The 16,854-nt window shown below is 68.3% G+C and carries 18 protein-coding genes; 1 reads left to right on the forward strand and 17 read right to left on the reverse strand.

The window, feature by feature from the left end; genetic code table 11:
* Positions 1-25: 25 nt before the first annotated feature.
* The 13 genes from E3T22_RS17415 to E3T22_RS17465 all read right to left on the reverse strand — a co-directional run bounded on the left by E3T22_RS17415 (position 26) and on the right by E3T22_RS17465 (position 10,954).
* Positions 26-808 carry a GNAT family N-acetyltransferase gene (locus tag E3T22_RS17415; RefSeq protein ID WP_134481094.1) on the reverse strand — a complete coding sequence of 261 codons (783 nt, stop codon included), beginning with the start codon at positions 806-808 and terminating at the stop codon, positions 26-28.
* Between the two features lie 70 nt (positions 809-878).
* Entirely contained in the window at positions 879-2,252 is a 1,374-nt protein-coding gene (locus tag E3T22_RS17420) for an FAD-binding oxidoreductase (protein WP_134481093.1), read from the reverse strand.
* Positions 2,253-2,291: 39 nt separating this feature from the next.
* Complete coding sequence (locus tag E3T22_RS17425) at positions 2,292-2,735, reverse strand: DUF805 domain-containing protein (protein ID WP_134481092.1); 444 nt, start codon at positions 2,733-2,735, stop codon at positions 2,292-2,294.
* Between the two features lie 105 nt (positions 2,736-2,840).
* The gene (locus E3T22_RS19160) at positions 2,841-3,002 is read right to left on the reverse strand and encodes a hypothetical protein (RefSeq protein WP_166788891.1); all 162 of its coding nucleotides are present in this window, start codon (positions 3,000-3,002) and stop codon (positions 2,841-2,843) included.
* A gap of 65 nt (positions 3,003-3,067) precedes the next feature.
* Complete coding sequence (locus E3T22_RS17430) at positions 3,068-3,379, reverse strand: tetratricopeptide repeat protein (RefSeq protein ID WP_370449240.1); 312 nt, start codon at positions 3,377-3,379, stop codon at positions 3,068-3,070.
* Between the two features lie 27 nt (positions 3,380-3,406).
* Positions 3,407-3,838: a DUF805 domain-containing protein gene (locus E3T22_RS17435; RefSeq protein ID WP_134481090.1), complete on the reverse strand. Its 432-nt coding sequence runs from the start codon at positions 3,836-3,838 to the stop codon at positions 3,407-3,409.
* 84 nt (positions 3,839-3,922) lie between these two features.
* Positions 3,923-4,066 carry a hypothetical protein gene (locus E3T22_RS19165; protein WP_166788890.1) on the reverse strand — a complete coding sequence of 48 codons (144 nt, stop codon included), beginning with the start codon at positions 4,064-4,066 and terminating at the stop codon, positions 3,923-3,925.
* A 47-nt stretch (positions 4,067-4,113) separates the two neighbouring features.
* Positions 4,114-4,557, reverse strand: a complete 444-nt coding sequence (locus E3T22_RS17440; RefSeq protein ID WP_134481089.1) for a DUF805 domain-containing protein — start codon at positions 4,555-4,557, stop codon at positions 4,114-4,116.
* A gap of 144 nt (positions 4,558-4,701) precedes the next feature.
* Positions 4,702-5,979, reverse strand: coding sequence for a saccharopine dehydrogenase family protein (locus tag E3T22_RS17445; RefSeq protein WP_134481088.1), 1,278 nt, complete (start codon positions 5,977-5,979; stop codon positions 4,702-4,704).
* Between the two features lie 81 nt (positions 5,980-6,060).
* Positions 6,061-7,221 (reverse strand): hypothetical protein, encoded by a 1,161-nt coding sequence (locus E3T22_RS17450; RefSeq protein WP_134481087.1) that lies wholly within the window; start codon positions 7,219-7,221, stop codon positions 6,061-6,063.
* 37 nt (positions 7,222-7,258) lie between these two features.
* Positions 7,259-8,011, reverse strand: coding sequence for a phosphatase PAP2 family protein (locus E3T22_RS17455; protein WP_134409188.1), 753 nt, complete (start codon positions 8,009-8,011; stop codon positions 7,259-7,261).
* A 247-nt stretch (positions 8,012-8,258) separates the two neighbouring features.
* On the reverse strand, positions 8,259-9,536 hold the full coding sequence (locus tag E3T22_RS17460; RefSeq protein ID WP_241983721.1) for a multidrug effflux MFS transporter: 1,278 nt from the start codon (positions 9,534-9,536) through the stop codon (positions 8,259-8,261).
* Positions 9,537-9,754: 218 nt separating this feature from the next.
* A complete protein-coding gene (locus E3T22_RS17465) occupies positions 9,755-10,954 on the reverse strand; it encodes an ROK family transcriptional regulator (protein WP_241983722.1) in 1,200 nt (399 codons plus the stop codon).
* Positions 10,955-11,099: 145 nt separating this feature from the next.
* On the opposite strand from E3T22_RS17465, the gene E3T22_RS17470 reads away from it, so the two are divergent.
* Positions 11,100-11,945, forward strand: coding sequence for an NAD(P)-dependent oxidoreductase (locus E3T22_RS17470; protein WP_134481242.1), 846 nt, complete (start codon positions 11,100-11,102; stop codon positions 11,943-11,945).
* Positions 11,946-11,998: 53 nt separating this feature from the next.
* Here E3T22_RS17470 and E3T22_RS17475 read toward each other — a convergent pair whose 3' ends face one another.
* The 4 genes from E3T22_RS17475 to E3T22_RS17490 form a co-directional block, all read right to left on the reverse strand.
* Positions 11,999-13,018 carry a LacI family DNA-binding transcriptional regulator gene (locus E3T22_RS17475; protein WP_103459700.1) on the reverse strand — a complete coding sequence of 340 codons (1,020 nt, stop codon included), beginning with the start codon at positions 13,016-13,018 and terminating at the stop codon, positions 11,999-12,001.
* A 93-nt stretch (positions 13,019-13,111) separates the two neighbouring features.
* Complete coding sequence (locus tag E3T22_RS17480; RefSeq protein WP_103479835.1) at positions 13,112-14,044, reverse strand: carbohydrate ABC transporter permease; 933 nt, start codon at positions 14,042-14,044, stop codon at positions 13,112-13,114.
* Positions 14,041-15,036, reverse strand: a complete 996-nt coding sequence (locus E3T22_RS17485; protein ID WP_134481086.1) for a sugar ABC transporter permease — start codon at positions 15,034-15,036, stop codon at positions 14,041-14,043. The genes E3T22_RS17480 and E3T22_RS17485 overlap by 4 nt, the downstream gene beginning before the upstream one ends.
* A gap of 9 nt (positions 15,037-15,045) precedes the next feature.
* On the reverse strand, positions 15,046-16,698 hold the full coding sequence (locus E3T22_RS17490; RefSeq protein WP_103459697.1) for an extracellular solute-binding protein: 1,653 nt from the start codon (positions 16,696-16,698) through the stop codon (positions 15,046-15,048).
* Between the last annotated feature and the right edge of the window lie 156 nt (positions 16,699-16,854).

The raw sequence follows: 16,854 nt of genomic DNA on the forward strand, positions 1-16,854 counted from the left end.
CGCCGACTCCCCCGGCGGCCGGACCCTAGCCGAGCGGGTCGCTGGCGTCGGTGGTGAAGACGTAGTCGTTGTCCGCTGTGAGCTCTGGGCGGAGTTCGCGGCCGAGCGCCTCGGCGAAGACCAGCCTGGAGTCCTCCCGGCGTCGGGCGGCGCTGACAGGGTCGTCGGCCCGCAGCTGCTCGAAATCCACGTCGAGCGGCCAGCTGGTCACGGCGGTCCAGTCCCGGACGGGTCCGCCGGCGAGCGCGTGCAGCACCCTCGGGGAGTCCAGACTCCAGCGCACCTCGAACCTGTCGCTGCGGTCGCTGCCCGAGATGACGTCGTCGAGCCGGCCGTAGAAATCGGGTAGGAACCCGGTCACCTCGGCCCCGAGCTTGACCAGGTTGAAGTGCGCGTTGCGGCGGATCAGCGGGTCGAAGGTCCAGCGCATCTCGGTGATGCCCTGCTCCAGGCACAGTGCACGCTGAAAGAGTTTGAGGGCGTAGCCCACGCCGCCGCCCCGGTGCCACGGCACCACCGCGGCCATGTGCGAGTGCAGGTGCACCCCGTCGGTCCAGCCCAGGAACCCGAGCGTCGCGCCGACCGGCTTGCCGTGCTGGGTGGCCAGCAGCACCGGGTTTCCCGCGAAGTCGAGCGCGAGCAGCATCGCCCGGTCGGGGCTGCGGCCTACCCCCCAGGTGCGTTCGAAGAGGCCGATGATGCTGTCGAGGTCGCGCGGTTCCGCCGTCCGCACCGTCACCGCGGCCGACGCCGCGGCAATGGTGGCCAGCCTGTAGGCCTCGGTCACGCTCTGCTCAGCAACGCTCATTCCACGAGTACACCACAGGACGGCGCCCGAATCGAGGGTTCGGCGGCGCGGGCAGCGGGCGGATGCCGAGCTAGTGGCCGCGGCCGGAGACCCGGTCGGCGAGGGTCGCCAGGGGCGAGGTGCTGCGGCGGCGGGTGAGCTCGGCCCGGTCGGCGTGCGTGTAGGCCTGGTACAGGGCGGTCACGGCCAGCCAGCGCAGCGGCTCCGGCTCCCAGTTGCGCACCCGGTGGTTCACCCACGGCAGCGCCGTCAGGGCGCTCTCGCGGCCGAGGATCAGGTCGGTGAGCGTGCGGCCGGCCAGGTTGGTGGTCGCCACGCCGGTGCCCACGTAGCCGCCCGCCCAGGCCAGACCGGTCTGCCGGTCCAGGCCCACCGTCGCGGCCCAGTCGCGGGGAACGCCCAGCACGCCGCTCCAGGCATGCTCAATGGCCGCATCCGCGGTGCCGGGGAAGAACCTGTGCAGGATGCCGGTGAGCGCCTCGATGGTGCTCGCCGGGGTCTGGCCGTCGGAGTCGGTCTGGGAGCCGAACCGGTACGGCACCCCACGGCCGCCGATGGCGATGCGGTCATCCGCTGTGCGCTGGGCATACATGTAAGCGTGCGCCATGTCGCCCAGGGTGGCCCGGTCGTCCCAGCCGATGCCGGCCCAGACGGCGGCGGGCAGCGGTTCGGTGACGATCAACGAGGAGTTCATCGGCAGCCAGGCCCTGTGCAGTCCGGCCAGGCCCGCGGTGAAGCCCTCGGTGGCGCGCACGATGAACTCGGCCTGCACGGTGCCGTGTTGGGTGCGGGCGGTCTGCGGGGTGATCTCGCTCACCCGGCTGTCGTCGTAGATCTCCACGCCCAGCGCCAGGACGGCGCGGGTGAGCCCGGCGACCAGCTTGGCCGGCTGGATGCGCGCGCAGTGCGGGTGCCACATCGCGCCGGTGCTGCCGGCGACATTGATGCGCGCCGTGGCGGCCTCGGCGCTCAGTAGCTCGACACCCGTGTGCGGCCAGGCCTGCTCGGCCCGCACCGCGGCCTCGAGGCGTCGCTGTTGCGGCCTGTCGTAGGCGACGGTGAACTCGCCGCCCTTGACGATGTCCGCGTCGATGCCCTCGACCGCGGCGACCCTGATCACCTCGTCGACGGTGTCGTTCATGGCGGCCTGGAAACCGGCGACCGCGTCACGGCCGTGGCTCCGCAGGTACTGTTCGCACCCACCGGTGACCGAGTTGGTCAGCCAGCCGCCGTTCCGGCCGGACGCGCCGTAGCCGGCGAAACGCTGCTCGAGGATCACGATGCGCAGCTGCGGGGCAGCCTTCTTGAGGTAGTAGGCGGCCCACAGGCCGGTGTACCCGGCGCCGACGATGCACACGTCGGCGCGGGTGGAACCGGGCAGCGGCGGCCGCGGCGCCGGCCGGCCGATCTGGTTCCACCAGAAGGAGACGTCTCCGTTGATCATGGCCGCGCCGTTCACCGCATCCGTTGACCGGGGCCGGGCTCAGGACAGGGTCTGCGTGGGCTGCCAGGCCGGGGTTTTGGAGCCCAGCTTCTCGACGGGGTCGAACCGGGCGCCGGCCGGCTTGCTCGGGAGTAGGGCGAAAACCAGGGCCACCAGGGGGCCGAAGCCGGGGATGACGGTGAGGAAGTAGAACCAGCCGGAGAAATCGCTGTCGTGCAGCCGTCGCACGAAGACCGAGATGTTGGGGATGATCACGCCCAGGCCGAACACCAGGATGAGAAGGCCGCCGACGATGGCGGTGGGTTTCGGTTCCTCGAACGGCGGCGGGTTGATGATCACGGGGAGGAACCCGACGGCAAAGATCACCAGAACTACCACGACCTGAAAGAGCTGGAACCACCAGTACTCGCTGCGTGTGGCCCGTCCGGCGAAGGTGGCGTAGTTGCGGAAAACCGACACGATGGCCGCTTTCGGAGTGAGCATTGTGAATCCCCCAGGATGTCGCGCTGTGCCTCGGACGAGGCGATCGCGTGGCTCACCCTAGCAGGGCATCAGCCCGCGCGCCGCGCGGTGGCGCCGACGCGCAGTTCAGTCCAGGTCGGCCGGCAGGCCGAACGCCTTCTCGCCCGCCTCGACCATGGGGAACATCGACTGCTGGAAGATCCAGCCGGCGAACGGGATCACGAAGATCGCCGGCGCCAGCAGCAGCGGATGCCCCACGAGGACAGCGCCGACCGCAGCGAGGGCCACGATGCCCTGTAGGACCAGTGCTATCGCCGCGCCGCCTCGGGTGCCGTCGGCGGCACGGGTGCGGATTAGGTCTCCGGCTCCTCCGACACGCTCGCGCCGGCAGCTGCGGCCGGGCTGTCAGACGAGCTGTTCTGTACGAAGGCGGGCCGCGCCATGTCGCCGATCTGGGCCTCCGCATCCGCCCAGTCGAACGCGTCGCCGCTGGCAGCGGCACGCTCCTCGAGGGCGGGCAACGCGGCGTCGGCGGGGTCGAGCCGGCGCACCTCCGCGAGGTGCACCCGCGCCTCCGCGGCACGGCCGGCATCCAGGAGCAGGCCGGCCAGATGCATCCGCAGTGCGGCGTTGTCGGGCGATGCGGCGACGGACTGCCCGATCAGGTCGAGCCGAACCCCGAGCCCAGCGAATTAGCGCAGGCCCGAGCCCTGGAAGGAGAGACCGGGAACGCTGGGCTGTCGGTCGAACCGGGCGCCGACGGAGTTGCTGGGCAGCAGCGTGAAGACCAGCACAACGACGGCTCCCACGAGCGGGACCAGGGCCAGCAGGGCGAACCAGCCGGAGAAGTTCGCATCGTGCAACCGCCGCACGAGCACCGCGAGGCTGGGCAGCAGCACGCCGATCGCGACGATCGGGGCCACCAGCATGAAGACGAGCTCGAAGTTGTGCGAGGGGTACCCGTTGCGGTCGGTGCCTGTCGGGATCAGCTGCAGCAGCGAAAGCGCCACGAAGACGACCCAGAGGATCAGCCCGAACCACCAGTATTCGCTGCGCGGCGCCCGGCCGGTGAAGTCGGCGTACTTGCGGAAAACGGAGGCAATCGCCGCGGCGGGTGTCAGCATGGGGGTCTCTTTCGTCGGCTTCAAGAAGTCGGCGCAGGCCGACGGAGGCCGTGCGCCCCCACGCTCAGGCTACCGGTAGCCGGTCTACTGAAAGAGGAACAGCAGGGTCGTGGCTCCGACGGTGATGGCGACCAGGGAGAGGATCAACACCCAGGTGAGCCCCTTGAAGTTTCGGAGTTTGCCCATGAAGCCGACCGGGCGGCCGTCGTAGTCGTCGTTGTCATTCATGGGGCGACTCTAGCGCCGCAGCTCGGGCGTGGCCTGTGCGGCCGACGTCAGGAGAGCGTCTTGCTCGGGTTCCACGCCGGCGTGGCGCTGCCGGTGTTTTCGACGGCGTCGAATCGGACGCCGGCCGGCTGGCTGGGCAGCAGGGCGAAGATGAGCACGACCAGAACACCGGCGTACGGGATGCAGGCCAGGAAGTAGAGCCAACCGGAGAAATCGCCGTCGTGCAGGCGACGCACATACACCGTGATGTTCGGGATGGCGAGACCCAGGCTCAGGAGCAGGGTGACGCCAATGGCGATACCCATCGACACGGGCATCTCGCCGCGCTCGGGTGTGCCGATGCCGATGCCGAGACCGCCGAGCAGGACCACGACGGTGAACAGCACGGCCTGGAACAGGGCGAACCACCAGAATTCGCTGCGCGGAGCCCGCCCGGCCAGGGTGGCGTAGTTGCGGAAAACAGACTTAATGGCCGCTTGCGGAGTCAGCATGGTGTTCTCAAATCCCCCATTGGATGGGCCTTCCAGAGGGGACGACCGCAGGGGATCACCCTAGCAGCGGCGCCGAACCGGCCCCGGCCCCGGCATCCGCGGCCTGCTGCGATTGACTTGCGGATGCCGGCGAGCCCGGGCGGGTCAGGCGGCGGGGGTACGTTCCTCCAAGCCCCAGGGCTGGCCGTAGCCGGCGGGTTCGGGAGCGGCCATCAGGTCGAGGTAGGGCTGCGCGTCGAACGCCTCCGGGCCGAGCACCCCGGTGCCGGTCCACACTCCGGTCGCGAGCAGCTCCAGGGCGATCGCGGGGTTCAGGGCGGTCTGCCAAACCACGCACTGGGCGTCGTACTCCGCCATCGTCCACTCGTTGTCGCTGACGTGATAGAGGTAGACCTCCCGCGGCGCGCCATCCAGGCCGGTACCGGTCACCCAGACGCCGGCGCAGGTCTTGCCCGTCATCCGTGGGCCGATCGTGGCCGGGTCGGGCAGGCTCGCGGCCACCACGTCGCGCGGGGCGACCATCGCCGGGCCGTCCGCGGTGCGCACCCGCACCGGCTCCACACTGTCCAGGCCGAGTAGGTGCAGGGTGCGCAGAACCCCGATGAACTCCTCACCGAGCCCGTACTTGAAGGTGACCCGCTTCGCGTCCAGCCAGCGGGGCATCAGCAACACCTCTTCGTGCTCCACGTTCACGCACTCCACCGGGCCGATGCCCTCCGGGAAGTCGAACACCTCGGGCTCGCTGAACGGCGGCGTCGTGAACCAGCCGCGGTCCTTCTCGAAGATCACCGGCGGGTTCAGGCACTCCTCGATGGTGGTCCAGATGCTGAACGACGGCGCGAAGATCTCGTTTCCGGCTTCGTCGCGCACAACCAGGTTGGCGCCATCCCGGGTGCCGAGCTCGTCGATCTCGCTGAACAGGTGATCGGACGCGTACCGGGCGAAGACGTCACTCAGGCCGGGCTCCACGCCCATGCCCACCAGCGCGAGCCGGCCGCTGGTCTCCCAATCACTCGCCTGTTCGAACTGGTCGTCGCCGAGCTTGATGCCGGTCTGCGCGTGCGGGTCGGTCGGATGCGGCTCGCTCAGGCTCATCGCCATGTCGAGGTAGTCGGCGCCGGCGGCCAGCGCACCCGTGAAGATGCTCTGCACGAACTTCGGTTCCACGGCGTTCATCACGTGGGTGACCCCGTGCTCGCGTGCCACCCGGGTCACCACCTCGGGGTCGGATGCGTCGATCTGCGCCGCTGTGAACCGGGCGGCGGTCTCCCCGCCGTGGCGGGCGGCGATCGACGCGATCGTGCGCTCCGCCCGGCCCAGGTCGTAGTCGCTCACCACGACGTGCTCGTAGAAGGAACGGCGGGCAATGATCTTCGCGAAGGCGTCACCGACGCCACCCGCACCTACGAGGAGGATTCTCATGACCCGACGCTAGCGCGCGGCCACCGCGAATGTCAGCCCCACAGCCAACATCCGTGCCCCGCGAGCCCGGGCTCGTCGGGGCTACAACGCCCTGGAGTCGACGGGCAGCGCGCTCCGATCAATGGGCTGGACCGTGTAGATGAAGGGGGTTGTGTCCGCAATGTCCACCGTGGAGCTGTCAAGGTACACAAGTCCCGCACCGTCATCGCGCCACTGGACGGGATGAGTCTGCCCGTTCCAGGTGGTGGTGGCGGTCACCTGCCGGAGGTCGGATACCTCGCTCTCATCGACGGTCACCCGCCACGTCCAGAAGTGCAGGGAAGACGCGGCCAGGACGAATTCGTCGGTCACGGTGTCACCCCGGTCTTTCTTGACGACGATTGCTCTGCCCGGGGCAGCCACCGGCTCCTCGCCGGCCACATGGGGCCCCGCCACTCGAACCATCGACGCGGTGCGGCCGCGCAACGTTCCCACGCAGGCGGCCACGACGCCGACGCCCAACGGGCTCTCGGTGAGGGTCCAGCCGCGCAGGCTCAGCTGCGCCAGCGGCACCACGGCAGACCAACCGTTCGTGCGGTGGCCTCCTCCGAGCACAACCTCCGGCGCGTTCAGCGGCGGCTCCCCGCCTCCCCCGACGAAGATCACCGCCCGCCCGTTGCGGACCGCGGCGATCTGCACCGTGAAATCCCGCCAGATCGCCGTCCACTCCACCCGATGCACCACGGCGACGAGGCTCCGGTCCACCAGCCTCGTGAACATGCCATAGCCATCCGGCGCCCAGCCCTCGCCCGTGGGCAGGACCGCGCCCAACCAGATCAGCTGCAGCTGAGGCACCCCGGCCGCGCTGACGGTGCCGTCGGTGTCAACCAGGCCCACCGTCAGCCCGCCGATGGATGCCATCAGTCCGGGCTGCGGCGTGGTCTCGTCGATCAGGTCGAAGCTGGTGGTGCGGGTCAGCCAGAATCGGCTCAGCCAACCGAAGTCCACCCGGCCGAACGCCACGCCCACCCGGGGGTCTTGTTCACGCCCGAACACCCCGGACAGCGGAAGGTCACCGGCCACCGAGACCCGGCCATCCCTGCTGACACCGCGCACCCGCAGCCGCATGCCCTGGAAATTGGCGTACCCGGAGACCTCCATGCGGCCGCCGGGTACGTTCCTTTCGCGTAAGACGTAGATGCCCGAGGGATTGGTGAGCGAGTCGTCGAACTGGTCGGACGCGTCGGTACCGGGTTCGGTCATCCGTCGGACCGGGTGGGTGCTCGTCGGTCGCGGCGGGTCACCGGGGTGCCGGGCGCGTTCGCTCGTTCGGCGACGCGGCCCGCCGCCTGGCGATGGTGTTCTCGCCGTCGAGCTTGGCGGCCAGCGGTGCCCACAGGACCACGGCCACGCCCGCTCCGAGCAGCAGCCCGCCGATGGTGTCGGTGAGCCAGTGCGCGCCGAGGTAGGTGCGGCTGACCATCATGGCGACGGTGTACACGGCGCCGGCTATCCACACCCACAGCCACGGGAAGATGATCCCGAGCGCGACGGCCATGGTGGCGGCATTGGCGACGTGCCCGGAGGGGAACGATCCGAAGTCGGAGGTGATCAACATGTCTTCGGGGCGCGCCCGGCCGAAGAGGGTCTTCAGCAATTGGACGAGACCGGCGCTGACGATGGTGGCGATCACGAAGTACCCGGCCGCCCAGGGCCGGCGCAACACGAGCAGGAGCACAACAATGGCGATCGGGATCACGAACACCCCGGCGATGCCGGCGCCGAGGAAGTTCATCACCAGCGCCGGAACCTCCCAGACCGGGGACCGGTGCTCGAGGATCTCCTCCATCCACTCCGCGTCGGCCTCGATCGGGCGGCCGTTGCCGCGGGTGAGGATCAGGGCGCCGAGCAGGAACGCGAGGACGACGGCGACCGCACCGCTGATCAGCGGCCACCGCCGGGCGACCCGGCGGGCGGGCGCATCCGCCGCGGCCTCGGCCCGGCCGGGGGCGGGTGGGGTGGGCTCAGTCTCGGGGTTTCGGGAGGGGTCCATCAACCCATGGTAGATCGGACGCCGCGGGCGGGGCGCCCTGCCCCGGACCGCCCGCCTGCCCGGCCACCCCATGACTGGCCCACTTTCGCTAGTGCCCGACCCCGACAACTAGCAAAAATGGGGCAGCCTTGCTGAAGCGAGTGGTGAGTTGCCCGGATTCGCCAGTGCAGCAGGCGCTGCAACTAGCGAAAGCGGGCGAGTCTCCGCTTGGCCGATGAGCAGTGCGGCCTCGGGTGCCGCAGCCGGGTCAGTGCGTGAGCGCCGACACCGTTCGCGGGCGCACGATGAACCAGAGGCTGAGGATGGAGATGATCGCGCAGACACCCATCACCGAGGCCATCGGGACGGCGGTGCCGACCCCGAGCAGGCCCACGACCGGGGAGATCAGCCCGGCGATGCCGAAGTTGGCGGCGCCGAGCACGGACGCGGCGGTGCCGGCCTCGCTGCCGTGCGAGTTGAGGGCGATGACCTGCACGGTGGGGAAGGTGAACCCGCAACCGGCGATGAAGAACCACAGCGGGATGAGGGTGCCCCACAGGCCCGCGCCCAGCAGGTCGAGGGTGAGAATCGTTGCCGACGTGATCACGAGTACCGTGGTGGCGCCGATCAGGATGTTCTGCGGCCCCACGTTGTAGCGGTGCATCAGCCGCGAGCTGGTCTGCACGCCAACGACGATGCCGAGAGAGTTGACGGCGAAAAGCACCCCGTACTGCTGGGCACTGAACTCGTAGACCTGCTGGAACAGGAACGGTGAGGAGGAAAGGTAGGAGAACAGCCCGGTGAAGGTCATCGCGCCGATGATCGCGACGCCCACGAAGGTGCGGTCGCTGAGCACGGCCCGGTAGCGCTGGCCCAGGCTCGAGTGGCCCGGCACCGTGCGACGATCCTGCGGCAGGGTTTCCACGATCCAGATCGCGACGGCCACCATCACCACGATGCCGTAACCGGCGAGCACCCAGAAGATGCCGCGCCACGGCATCACGAGCAGCAGCTGCGAGCCGACGACGGGGGCAATCACCGGCGCCAGGCCGCTGACCAGGGCCAGGCGGGAGAGCATTTTGACCAGCGGCTTGCCGCCGAACAGGTCGCGCACCATGGCCATGGCCACCACCGCGCCGGCCGCGGCGCCGAAGCCCTGCAGCACCCTGAAAATGCCCAGCGTCACGATCTCGGTCGACAGTGCCGCGCCGACACAGGCGAGCACGTGGAAACCCGTGGCCAGCAGCAGCGGCAACCGGCGGCCGACCTTGTCGCTCCACGGGCCCACGATCAGCTGGCCGAAGCCGAAGCCGATCATGGTGCCGGTCAGGGTGAGCTGGATGGCGGCGGCCGAGACCCCGAGTTCGCTTTCAAGGGTGGGGAACGCGGGCAGGTACAGGTCGATGGTGAACGGGCCGAGGGCCGTGAGCGCGCCGAGGATGATGATATAGACGATGCGCTGCCCGCGGGAAAGTGCGTCACCCGGGTGCCGGGCGGTGGAGGCGAGCTGCGCCTCAGAGATCACGGGGATGACGGCAGTAGTCACGTTGAAGAGTCCTCGGTCGGAGTCGTGCGAAAGGAGTGCGGGCGATCGCCCAGTAGCGAAAAGCGTGCGCCGCTCGGTTCTATTCCACCTCAGCGGCATCCCGGCAAAGATTGCGCGGATCCGGCCTTTTCTGCACGTTCCCGGGCGCCGGGTGCGTCTGAATCCGCCCGGCCTGGTGAACCCTGGTCCGTCCCGGGTCCGGTAGGGAGGGGGCAGGGTCAGGGAGACTCGGCGGGCGCACCGGCGGGCGCCGTGGCCGGGAGTCCGGCCGGGTCGTCGAGCAGGCCCTCGAAGGCCAGCTCCGCGGCGCCGATCATCAGCAGGTTCGAACCGAGCTCCGCGGCGCTGAGCCGCACGGTGCCGAAGGCGGCGTCGAGCGAGTGCTTCGCCACGGCGGAGCGCAACCTGTCGGCATCCACCGCCAGCAGCGCGGCAAGAAACCCGCCGAGCACCACCACCTGTGGGTTGAGGATGTTGATCGCCCCGGCCAGCGCCACCGCGAGGTGGTCGATCTGACGGTTGACCTCGGCGCGTACCTCCGGTGACGTGGATGCCCGCAGCGCCTGTTCGAGCTCGTCGGCATCCGCTCCGGCCAGGCCGAGCACCTCGAGCAGCTCGCGCCGGGTGACCTCGGCCTCCAGGGTGCCGCGGATGCCGGCGGAGTCGACCCGTTCACTGTCACTGACCCTGGTGTGCCCGAACTCGCCCGCGTATCCGGCGATGCCGCCGGCAGGCGCACCCCCGACGATCATGCCGCCGCCGATGCCGCTCGCACCGCCGTTGAGGTAGATGAGATCGGTGATGCCCTTGCCAGCGCCGAAAAACCGCTCGGCCATGGCGCCCAGGCTGGCGTCGTTGGCGGCGAGAACCGGGTAGCCAGTCGCGGCCTCGAGCATTTCGGCGAGGGGTTCGTCGATCCAGCCCAGGTGCGGCGCGTGCCGTACGAGTCCGTCGTGGGCGCGCACCAGGCCGGGCACGGCCACGCCGATTCCCACGACCTTGAACCTGGCCTCGAGTTCGCCGCGCATGCCGTCGATCACGGCTGCGGCGATGTTGACGGCCTCGAGCACGCTCGGGGACTGGTCGGTGGGGTAGCGCACCCGGCGGTGCACCTGACCGTCGAGGCCGACGATGCCGATGGTGACGGCGTCGATCTCCGGATTCACGGCGAGCGCCACGACCTGCTCGCTGACACTGACGATGGGACTGGGCCGGCCGACCTGATTGGTGGAGCTCGGTTCGCGCTCGACGACCAGCCCGCGATCGACCAGCTCGGCGACGAGGGCGGCGATGGTGGACCGGTTCAGTCCGGTGACCCTGGTCAGCTGGGACCGCGACGCCGCCCCACTGCGGTGCACGAGTCGCAACACCACAGACAGGTTGTGTCTGCGCACGTCGTCATGGCTGCTGCCCTGCACGGTTCCTCCGTCTGGCTGACGCCCGATTCTGCGAGCGTGAGTCACTCTGGCCCCCAGAATACCCGGCATCTCCCCCGACCCGGCGTGATACGTTGCAGAACGCTACAAATCGACCCAGACAAGGAAGTCCATGGAATTCCCCAGCATGAGAATCGCCCTCACCGGCGGAAGCGGCAAGCTCGGCAGGACCGTGCTCGCCCGGCTCCGCGCCGAGGGCCATCACGTGATCAACTTCGACCTGGCCGGCAGCCGCGAAGCCGGCTTCGTGCGCATCGATCTCACCGACTTCGGACAGGTGGTCGACGCCTTCGCCGGCGTCAACGACCAGGTGAACGGCTTCGACGCCGTGGTGCACCTGGGCGCAATCCCGGCGCCGGGCCTGGCGCCCGATGTCGCCACCTTCCACAACAACATGCTCTCCAGCTACAACGTGTTCCAGGCCGCCCGCCGCAATGGCATCAAGCGCATCGTGTACGCGTCGAGCGAGACGGTGCTCGGCCTGCCGTTCGACGTCGACCCGCCCTACATCCCGGTCGACGAGGAGTACCCGGCCCGGCCGGAGAGCACATATTCGCTGGTGAAGCACCTCGAGGAGCAGATGGCCATCGAGCTGGTGCGCTGGGATCCCGAGCTCTCGATCACGGCGCTGCGGTTCTCCAATGTGATGGACCCGGAGGACTATGCCAGGTTCGACGGGTTCCAGACGGATGCGACGCTGCGCAAGTGGAACCTCTGGGGCTACATCGACGGCCGCGACGGTGCCCAAGCCGTGCTCAAGGCGCTGCAGACCGCCCCGCCCGGCTTCGAACGCTTCATCATCGCCGCCGCGGACACCGTGATGCGCCGGCCCAGCGCCGAACTCGCCGCCGAGGTCTTCCCGAACGTGCAGCTCACCCGCCTGGTCCCCGGGACCGACACCCTGCTCTCCATCGACAAGGCCCGGCGCCTGCTCGGCTACTCCCCCGAGCACTCCTGGCAAGACCCCCGCTGACCCCTCGTGACCTGTGAGAAAAAGCCCCAGAATCTCGATTTCTGGGGCTTTACTCACGGTTCGCGGACCGGGGCGGGGCCGGTCGAACCCCGCTCGACGTAACGCGGCGGCAGCAGGTCGACGTGCGGGGTTCGGTCGCCGGTGATCTGGCGGATGGTCAGTTCCACCGCACGTACTCCGGAGTCCTCCGCGGACAAAGGGATCTCGTCCAGCGGCGGACTGAACGCCGAGGTGTCGAAGACCGCGCAGGCCGAGATCACCGACAGCTGGCCGGGAATCGAGATTCCCCGGGCGGCGAGGATCTCCAGCACCGTGACCTGCACGGATTCGCCGGCGTGCATGACCAGGGCCGTCATGGTCGGCATGGCGCTGAACAGCTCGTCGATACCGCGGCGGATGCTGTCCATGTCGCCGTCCGGCATCACGAAGGCCGTCGCGATGTCACGGTCGTCAGACGCGGCGAAGAACCCGTCCCGGAACCGAAGCGGGTAGTTCGCACCCCAGTCATAGGTCAGGCGTGACATGCCGAGAAGTCCGATCGAACGGTGCCCGAGGTCGGCGAGCCGGCCGACGGCCAGGTGCGCGGCCTCCTCGAAGTCCAGGTCGACGCAGACCAGCCCGGAGGTGTCGGCCGGCACGCCGATGACCGTGGCGGGGATGTTGAGAGCGCGCAGCAGCGGCATCCGCTCGTCGTCCAGGGAGACATCCAGCGCGATGATGCCGTCGGCGAGTCGGCTCGAGGTCACCCGCTCCAGCCCGGTGGAGGCCTCGTCGGCGGTGAGCAGAAGCACGTCGTAGTCGATCTTGCGGGCCGCCGTGGCGACGGCGAGCACGAAGGACATCAGCACCCCGGCCTGGGTGTCGGGGCGCACCGGGGCGGTCAGGGCGAAGATGCGGGTGCGGGTGCCGGCTAGCATCCTTGCCCCGGCATTGGGCCGGTAGCCGAGCTCCTGGATGGCGCTGACCACCCGGTTCCTGGTGGACTCGGCGATGGAGCGGTTGCCGCTGAGCGTGTACGACACCGTGCTGATCGACACCCCGGCGAGACGGGCTACGTCGTTGATAGTTGCCATGCGTCCTCTGATACCTGGATGGAGCCGTCAGTGCGTCACTGCTAAGAATACCCAGCGCCCGGCCGGCTGCCGCCCGGGCGCTGGGTACTGGAATCAGCCCTTGACGGCGCCGATCATGACTCCGGAGCTGATGTGCTTCTGCAGGAACGGGTAGACGATCAGCACCGGCACCAGCGCGATGATCACGACGGCCATCTGCACCGCCAGGGTGGCGACCTCACCGCTGCCCACACTCACCTGGCCGGGCACTGAGACGCCCTGGAGCACGTAGGAGCGCAGGATCACCTGCAGCGGCAGCTTTTCGCTGTCGTTGATGTACAGGGTGGCGTTGAAGAACGCGTTCCAGTAGCCGACGCCGTAGAACAGGCCGATCACGGTGATCACCGAGCGTGACATCGGCAGCACCATCTTGGTGAGGATACGCCAGTCGCCGGCGCCGTCGATGCGCGCGCTGTCGATGATCGACTGGTCGATGCCCATGAAGAAGCCGCGCATCAGGAAGATGTTGAACACGCTGATGCAGCTGGGCAGGATCAGCGACCAGTACGAGTTGATCAGGCCCAGGTTGCTCACCAGCAGGTAGCTGGGGATCATGCCCGCACCGAAGAACATGGTGATCAGCAGGAAGAACAGGATCGGCCGGTGCGCGTATGAGCCGGGCCTGGAGAGCCCGTAGGCGGCCATCACCGACACCACCAGGCTGATCAGGGTGCCCACCGCGGTGATGCCGACACTGACCATGACGGCCCGGGTGACCACTCCGCCGGAGAGGATCTGTTCGTAGGCGGAGAAGGTGAGCTCGCCGGGCACCATCACCATGCCGCCGGCCGCCGTGATGGTGGCCTGCGAGGAGAAGCTGGTGAGCACGACGATGTAGAGGGGTATGACGATCAGGGCGGCCATGCCGAAGAGCACGATGCCGCGGGCACCGGCTTCGAGCGGAGCGCGGGGCTCCTCCCAGGCGGGCCGGATGACCCGGGGAGGACGGGAGCGCGCTGAGGCGCGTGGTTTGGTGGTGATACTCATGATTTCTGGTAGACCCCGGCTTCTCCGAATAGGTGCGCGAGTTTGTTGGCGCCCAGTACCAGGATCACGCTGATCACGCCCTTGATCAGGCCTGCGGCGGCGGCGTAACTCCAGTCGCCGTTTTGGATGCCTGAGTAGTAGACGAAGGTGTCCAGCACCTCCGCCGCACCCGCTCCGACCGCGTCACGTTGTAGCAGCAACTGCTCGAAGCCCACGGTGAGGGAATCCCCCAGGCGCAGGATGAGCAGCAGGATGATGATCGGCCGCAGGGCGGGCAGGGTGATGTGCCACATCCGCTTGAGCCGGCCGGCGCCATCCATCGCCGCAGCCTCGTACTGACTCGGGTCGATGGCGCTGAGCGCGGCGAGGAACACGATGATTCCCCAGCCGGCGTCCTTCCAGAGCGCCTGAGAGGTGACCAGGATCAGGAAGGTGTCTGGCTGGGTCATCAGGTTGACCGCCTCGATGCCGTTGTCGCGCAGGAACTGGTTGAGCAGCCCCGCCCCGCCGAGGATCTGCTGGAAGATCGAGATCACGATCACCCAGGACAGGAAGTGCGGCAGGTAGACGATCGACTGGAACAGCGACCGCACCCGCGGGCTGAGTAGCCCCTGCAACAGGATCGCCAGCATGATCGGCACCGGGAAGAAGAAGACCAGCTGGAACGCTGTGATGGTGAGGGTGTTGCGCACCGCCGACCAGAAGGCCTCGTCGGCCAGCACCCGTTCGAAGTTGGCGAAGCCGACCCACGGGTTCTCGAACGCTCCCACGTAGGGCGAGTAATCCTGGAAGGCGATCGCATTGCCGACGATCGGCACGTAGGCGAACAACGCGGTGAGCAGCAGCGCCGGCAGCACCATGATCAACAGGGTGCGGTCGCGCTTGAACAGGGCGCGGCGCTTTTTCCGCTTTTTCGCCGTCGCGGCCTTCAGGGTGGCGGGGTCTGCGGGCGGCGCCTCCGGAGTGGGGCGCCGCTCGTCGGTTAAGGTCATCGGCCCGGCCTACGCGTCCAGGTACTTCTGGTAGAACTTGCGCAGCTCGTTGCCACCGTTGGACTTCCAGGTCTCGATCGCGCCGTCCAGGGCCGAGAGTTCCTTGCGCCCGTTGGCCACGTCGGCCTTGAGGTCGTCGAAGGGCTTGCCCAGCGAACCGAACTTGGCCGGTTCCTGGATCTGCACCCCGTAGAGCACCGGGTCGGCCGCGAAGGCACTCATCCGGGCGCTCCAGTTGCAGTAGTCGGTCACGAACTGCGGGTACTCCACGTGCGCCTGCACGACCGGCGGGTGCACCAGGAACGAGTAGGTCGAGGTGACCTCGGCCTGGCCCTTGGCGTTGAGCACCGGGGCGCCGTTCGCGTCCAGGTCGTAGTGGGTGCCCTGAACCCCGGAGTTGAGGAGCTGGTACTCCGCGGTGCCGAACGGTGCCGCGATGAAGTCGGCCACGGCGAGCATCTCCTTGATGGCCTTTTCGTCGGCCTTCTTGTTGATGAAGCTGAAGATGTTGGTGGGGCTGCCCTTGTACAGGGTGGGGTCGCCGCCGTCGGCCGCGAAGAAGTCCATGGCCTGGGTGTTGTAACCCGGGTTGGACGGCAGCACCCTGGCGAGGGACTCGGCCCAGCCGCCCACGCCGTCGCTCTTGACCAGAGTGTTCCCGGCCTCGTAGCGACTGTTGGCCTGCTGGTCATTGCCGGCCATGGCGTCCGGGTGCACCGCACCGGACTTGAACAGGCGGGTCAGCCAGTCCAGGGCCTCGCGGTACTGGTCGGTCTCGAACTTGTGCACCAGCTTGCCGTCGGCGACGGTCCACTTGTCTGGCACGCCGAACATGATCTGACCGGCGTTCCACAGGTCATCGGCACCCCAGCGGTTCTTGGACGCATCCGTCGCCTCGGTGAGGATGGTGATGAAGCTCTCGGCGTCGGTGGGCAGCGGCAGGCCGAGCTCGTCGAAGATGTCCTTGCGGTAGAAGAACGCGTTCTGGATGACCTCACCCGGGTACGGAAGCCCGAAGAGCTTGCCTTGGAAGACCGAGTACTTCCACGAGTCGGTCGGAATGTTGGCCAGGTTGGGGTAGTCCTTCACCTTGTCGCCGGCGAGATAGGGGCTGAGGTCGGCGAACAGGGAGGTGACGGCCTGGTCGAATTTGGGCGGCAGGTTCCAGGACGGGATGACCACCATGTCCGGCACGTTGTTCGGCGAGGCGAGCACGGCCTGGATCTTTTCGCCGTAGGTGTTGCCGTCGGAGACCTGGAACTTGATCGTCGCGCCCAGTTCCTTGTTCACGGCCTTGAAGTAGTCGTTGTTCGAGCTGGGGATGGTCCACCAGGCCGGGGAGAGCGCGGTGTACGACCCGCCGGCGCCCGGTACCTTCGCCACGGACTTGCGCAGCGTGGTGGGCAGCTTCAGGTAGCCGGCGGTGGAGCCGTTGACGCTGACCAGGTCCGGGACCGCGAAGTCCACCGGATAGTAGTTCGGGATGACGCCGGCGATGTCCTCGGCGCTGAACAAGCCGCCCGACGTGCTGGCCGTTCCTGTGCTGCAGCCGGCGAGAGTGGCTGCGGCCGCTCCGGCACCTACGAAGCCCAGGAAGGACCTCCGGTTCAGCGGCTTCTTGGCGAATGCTCTCAGATCAGAACTGGCCGTTTGGATGCTCATGCTGCCTCACTTCTTCGTAAGTTGCTGTTCTTGCCGAGGCCTGGAAAAGCAAGATTTGCCCCCAAGTCCAACTCCCTGCGGAAGCGCTTCGACAATCGGGAGTGTACAGGGAGGAATTACGCGGAGGCAACCACAAATCGTGAATTGTGACCTAGA

Source organism: Cryobacterium sp. TMB3-10, assembly GCF_004402305.1.
Classification (GTDB): domain Bacteria; phylum Actinomycetota; class Actinomycetes; order Actinomycetales; family Microbacteriaceae; genus Cryobacterium; species Cryobacterium zongtaii.

What these genes read in the sequence shown, in the direction of transcription:
- E3T22_RS17470 (WP_134481242.1), top strand. Translation starts at nt 11,100, where the DNA reads ATGAGAATCGCCCTCACCGGCGGAAGCGGCAAGCTCGGCAGGACCGTG.
- E3T22_RS17440 (WP_134481089.1), bottom strand. Translation starts at nt 4,557, where the DNA reads ATGCTGACTCCGCAAGCGGCCATTAAGTCTGTTTTCCGCAACTACGCC.
- E3T22_RS17480 (WP_103479835.1), bottom strand. Translation starts at nt 14,044, where the DNA reads ATGAGTATCACCACCAAACCACGCGCCTCAGCGCGCTCCCGTCCTCCC.
- E3T22_RS17445 (WP_134481088.1), bottom strand. Translation starts at nt 5,979, where the DNA reads ATGAGAATCCTCCTCGTAGGTGCGGGTGGCGTCGGTGACGCCTTCGCG.
- E3T22_RS17485 (WP_134481086.1), bottom strand. Translation starts at nt 15,036, where the DNA reads ATGACCTTAACCGACGAGCGGCGCCCCACTCCGGAGGCGCCGCCCGCA.
- E3T22_RS17475 (WP_103459700.1), bottom strand. Translation starts at nt 13,018, where the DNA reads ATGGCAACTATCAACGACGTAGCCCGTCTCGCCGGGGTGTCGATCAGC.
- E3T22_RS17425 (WP_134481092.1), bottom strand. Translation starts at nt 2,735, where the DNA reads ATGCTCACTCCGAAAGCGGCCATCGTGTCGGTTTTCCGCAACTACGCC.
- E3T22_RS17455 (WP_134409188.1), bottom strand. Translation starts at nt 8,011, where the DNA reads ATGGACCCCTCCCGAAACCCCGAGACTGAGCCCACCCCACCCGCCCCC.
- E3T22_RS17415 (WP_134481094.1), bottom strand. Translation starts at nt 808, where the DNA reads ATGAGCGTTGCTGAGCAGAGCGTGACCGAGGCCTACAGGCTGGCCACC.
- E3T22_RS17420 (WP_134481093.1), bottom strand. Translation starts at nt 2,252, where the DNA reads ATGATCAACGGAGACGTCTCCTTCTGGTGGAACCAGATCGGCCGGCCG.
- E3T22_RS19165 (WP_166788890.1), bottom strand. Translation starts at nt 4,066, where the DNA reads ATGAATGACAACGACGACTACGACGGCCGCCCGGTCGGCTTCATGGGC.
- E3T22_RS17450 (WP_134481087.1), bottom strand. Translation starts at nt 7,221, where the DNA reads ATGACCGAACCCGGTACCGACGCGTCCGACCAGTTCGACGACTCGCTC.
- E3T22_RS17490 (WP_103459697.1), bottom strand. Translation starts at nt 16,698, where the DNA reads ATGAGCATCCAAACGGCCAGTTCTGATCTGAGAGCATTCGCCAAGAAG.
- E3T22_RS17435 (WP_134481090.1), bottom strand. Translation starts at nt 3,838, where the DNA reads ATGCTGACACCCGCCGCGGCGATTGCCTCCGTTTTCCGCAAGTACGCC.